Origin of the sequence: Vibrio sp. YT-16, assembly GCF_033337405.1 — a bacterium.
GTDB lineage: Bacteria > Pseudomonadota > Gammaproteobacteria > Enterobacterales > Vibrionaceae > Vibrio > Vibrio alginolyticus.
Genome location: NZ_JAWOQQ010000043.1, coordinates 1 through 3,580, shown reverse-complemented (window position 1 = coordinate 3,580; position 3,580 = coordinate 1). Strand labels below are relative to the sequence as shown.

Below are 3,580 nucleotides of genomic sequence, written 5' to 3'. Positions count from 1 at the left end.
GTAGAGAACTTTAGTTGCTGCTAAAGTCTGGGTCTCACCTTACCCGAGTCGAGTGCTTATTATCCATACAAACTGTTTAAGAGTGATTCGCAACGCGTGGCATTTTTACTATGCGTTGTGTTTGGTGTTTAAGGTGGTATGCGGCGGCATCGGTATTGCGTTGCTCACACCTTAACAGGGCGTTAGTTGCCAAGGCGAAAAACGCAGCTAAAGCAGAGCATTTAGGGCTAATGGTCTGTGCTGTTTTTGCCTGATTCTGTGTTTAGGTGTAAGTTTGCTGAAGTTGCGTTCGATGTTTATTAGTGTGGTTTTGGTTTGCCGTTTCAGAAGGCGATTCGCTTGTTGAAAGTCAGCTCTGCTGCATTGTCGTTCCAAAAAGTTTGTTTGGTGTTCAAAGTCCGTTTTCTACGGCGTTGTATGTTCCAAGTGGTTTCAGTGACAGGCGCTTTGAAACTGCGCCTGAACTGAGCTTTTCAAAGCACATCAAGCTAGTGTTGGCAAAGCAGCAATTAACATCAAATCAAAGCTTTAGGTCGGGTGGTTTGCGTTGTTCACCCCTTAATGCGGCGTTAGTTGCCAACGAGAAAAACGCAGCTAAAACAAAATATTTAGGGCTAAGGTTCGTGTGTTTTTGGCTCGGTTTTCGTATTTCAATTTCTAGTTATTTGGGTTTGTAAAATCGTGCGTTGGTTTCTTTTTTGGTCGTATTCTCTATTTCAGAAACCGATTTATATGTTGAAAGTTAGTTCTGTAACATTGTTTGTCCAAATGCGCTTTTTGGTGTTGTTAGCTCGTTTTCTACGGCGTTTCATGTTCCAAGTGGTTTCAGTGACAGTCGCTTGGAAACTGCGCCTGATTTGAGTTTTCCAAAACACGTAAAGCTAGTGTTGGCAAAGCAGTAATTAACATCAAATCAAAGCTTTAGGTTTGGCAACTAACAAAGCATTCAAGAGGGATTCACAACGCTTGGCAGTTTTGGTTTGAATCAACTTTAGTGTTTACGGCACAATAGCTTAGGTTGGGTGGTGGCGTTGTTCACCCCTTAATGCGGCGTTATGCGCCAAAGATAGGATTAACATCCATACTCTTATGTAAGATACGAATTATCTCAATATTTTGGCTGCCAATCTGACGATAAAATATTACGTGACTACCTTGGGGGAATTTTCTGTAACCATCTCGGATCTCATCACAAGTTTTGCCAATATCAGGGCTTTCAGCTAGCAGCCAAAACGAGTCGTCAAACTGTTTCAGGTAAATGTTTCGTTGTTCTCGTCCCCAACGACGAGAGGTAAACAGGGCGATGTCTCGCAAATCAGACTTAGCTTTGTTGGTTAGTTGAAATGGCTTCATTTTCTCTCTTCGCTATCTAACTCGTTGATAAACGAATCAAAATCGTAATCTGCTGCCCCACTTTCCTCGCCTTCAACAAGTAATTGGCGTAGAGTGTTCATTTTAGTTTCTTGGGTTTCTAGTAAGCGCAAAGCTGAACGGATCACTTCACTTGCTGAGCTATAACGACCGCTTTGGATCTGGCTGGCAATAAAGCCATCAAAGTGGTCGCCAAGAGTAATACTTGTGTTTTTAGCCATAATATTGTCCTCAATACCAATTTATACCTAATTATGGTACTAAAGCTGCTTGTTAGCAAGGCGCATAACAAAGCATTTAAGAGTGATTCCCAACGCTTGGCATTTTCGGTTCAAGGTTGGGTTCCGTGTTTACGGTGGCATGGTTTAGTTTTGGTGGTAGCGTTGCTCACACCTTAATGCGGCGTTATGTGCTTGGAGGGAAATAATGCGTTCAAAGGAAGTCGTCTTAGCTTTTTTGGACGCAATGAAAACTAATGATTTCGCGAAAGCAAGTGAGTGGCTTAGCCCAGATTTTGAAGGGTTTTGGCCTCAATCTGGTGAGCTTATTGTTGGACGAGACAACTTCACAGCTATCAACACTTATTATCCAGCCAATGGTACTTGGGAGTTCGTCGTTCATTCAATCGTCTGTGATGGCGAAACAGTAGTCACTGATGTTTCTATAACTGATCGTGTTCAAAAGGCGCGTGCTATTACTTTCCATACGGTAGAAAATGGGCTTATCCGTAAACAGAAAGAGTTTTGGCCAGACCCAATGGAAGCGCAGGAGTGGCGTTCCAAGTGGGTGAGGTTGGTGCAAGAGCAGGCACGCACATAACAAAGCGTTCAAGAGGGATTCTCAACGCTTGGCAATTTTGGTTCTAAGTTTAGCTTTTGTGTTTATGGCACAATAATTTAGGTTTGGTGGCTTGCGTTGTTCACCCCTTAACGCGGCGTTATGCTCTAGGAGGTAATTTTGCTCGATTTATTCAAAAAAGTGCTTCTAATTAACCTCTCAGCGGCTCTTATTGTTATCGCTCTAGCTCAGTTTGTTCCATTCTTTGCTACGACTCAGTTGGTCGACTTTCTTTTCTTTGTTGTCATCATCATATGGGTTTTAGCGAAGCTAATGTGGGAAGGTGGTGTCCATAGTAAGACGACTCGGTTAGATGATCCTAGAAGAGATAAAGTTTACAAAATGGTAGAAGGGCATGATTTCGAAAAAGACGAACGAGAGCACTATCGAATGAACTACCAAACAGGCTTAGTTTTCTTCATAGCCGGTCTACCGGCGTTTATTGCTTGTTTAGTCCTTCAATTTCTTTAAGTACGAGCATAACAAAGCGTTTAAGACAGATTCGCAACGCTCGGCATTTTTGGTTTGCTTTGAATTTAGAGTTTACGGCACAATGTTTAAGTCTGGTGGTGGCGTTGCTCACTACTTAACGCGGCGTTAGGCGAATAAATGGAATAGCTAATGGATGAGTTAAATTGGGTTGATTTCGCAGGTATATTCTTTGGTTTAATTGGTGCAATAACTGGTTGTACTGGTGCCATTGTATCCTATAAAAATTACAAGAAAGTACAGCAAGTAAAATCACTTGATCTGCGCATTGAGTTGAGAAGAACTATAAATGAGATTAGGGCATTGCTACTTGAAGCTGATATTTTACTACCTAAGGCATTTAAATCACGGCTGGCTGTCCATTCGGCGACTGGGAAACTAAGGTCGGGTGCAACAGCTAGCTGGCACACTGAACATAAAAAAGACTTAAAGTTTCTTGAAGAAATTGGCGAAAGGTTCAGCCGAGCAGAAAAATTCGTAAATACTGATAGTTATGAAACACTCGAACAAAAACTAGACTCAATAGATCAACTGAAACGAGACATAGTTCCAATTGTCAGCAAGTACCAAGACTCATTAAAAGAGGATGACAAAGTTAGAGAACGTATCAGAGAGCAACACGAAAAATTCGCCTAACAAAGCGTTTAAGACGGATTCCCAACGCTCGGCATTTTCGGTTTGCTTCGGCTTAAGTGTTTACGGCACAATACTTTAAGTTCAGTGGTCTGCGTTGCTCACCACTTAACGCGGCGTTATGTGCTTTAGAGGAAAATTGACATGGAAGTGATAGAGGCCAACCCTGATTCGGCCCCAATATTAGCGAGTTATGCGAAAGAATGCCTAGAATCGGGTATTCCAAAATATTCGGGTGTGGAGCAAGATC

General features: G+C 42.2%; 5 protein-coding genes and 1 pseudogene. 4 read left to right on the top strand and 2 right to left on the bottom strand.

The features are described 5' to 3' along the window. Positions 1 to 1,053: 1,053 nt before the first annotated feature. Both R7F07_RS24470 and R7F07_RS24465 read right to left on the bottom strand, forming a co-directional pair. Positions 1,054 to 1,353: a type II toxin-antitoxin system RelE/ParE family toxin gene (locus tag R7F07_RS24470; RefSeq protein ID WP_171343463.1), complete on the bottom strand. Its 300-nt coding sequence runs from the start codon at positions 1,351 to 1,353 to the stop codon at positions 1,054 to 1,056. After that, the gene (locus R7F07_RS24465; protein ID WP_171343462.1) at positions 1,350 to 1,592 is read right to left on the bottom strand and encodes a type II toxin-antitoxin system ParD family antitoxin; all 243 of its coding nucleotides are present in this window, start codon (positions 1,590 to 1,592) and stop codon (positions 1,350 to 1,352) included. The genes R7F07_RS24470 and R7F07_RS24465 overlap by 4 nt, the downstream gene beginning before the upstream one ends. 205 nt (positions 1,593 to 1,797) lie before the next feature. On the opposite strand from R7F07_RS24465, the gene R7F07_RS24460 reads away from it, so the two are divergent. From R7F07_RS24460 to R7F07_RS24445, 4 genes and pseudogenes are all read left to right on the top strand, one after another. Beyond that, positions 1,798 to 2,190, top strand: coding sequence for a nuclear transport factor 2 family protein (locus tag R7F07_RS24460; protein WP_171343461.1), 393 nt, complete (start codon positions 1,798 to 1,800; stop codon positions 2,188 to 2,190). A gap of 138 nt (positions 2,191 to 2,328) precedes the next feature. Further along, a complete protein-coding gene (locus R7F07_RS24455; protein ID WP_136976281.1) occupies positions 2,329 to 2,679 on the top strand; it encodes a hypothetical protein in 351 nt (116 codons plus the stop codon). Positions 2,680 to 2,829: 150 nt separating this feature from the next. After that, positions 2,830 to 3,333, top strand: a complete 504-nt coding sequence (locus R7F07_RS24450) for a hypothetical protein (RefSeq protein ID WP_170897292.1) — start codon at positions 2,830 to 2,832, stop codon at positions 3,331 to 3,333. A gap of 141 nt (positions 3,334 to 3,474) precedes the next feature. After that, a pseudogene (locus tag R7F07_RS24445) lies at positions 3,475 to 3,580 on the top strand (GNAT family N-acetyltransferase); the annotation flags it as partial.

Coding starts and splice junctions, on each gene's coding strand:
- R7F07_RS24470 (WP_171343463.1), bottom strand. CDS start 1,353: ATGAAGCCATTTCAACTAACCAACAAAGCTAAGTCTGATTTGCGAGAC.
- R7F07_RS24465 (WP_171343462.1), bottom strand. CDS start 1,592: ATGGCTAAAAACACAAGTATTACTCTTGGCGACCACTTTGATGGCTTT.
- R7F07_RS24460 (WP_171343461.1), top strand. CDS start 1,798: ATGCGTTCAAAGGAAGTCGTCTTAGCTTTTTTGGACGCAATGAAAACT.
- R7F07_RS24450 (WP_170897292.1), top strand. CDS start 2,830: ATGGATGAGTTAAATTGGGTTGATTTCGCAGGTATATTCTTTGGTTTA.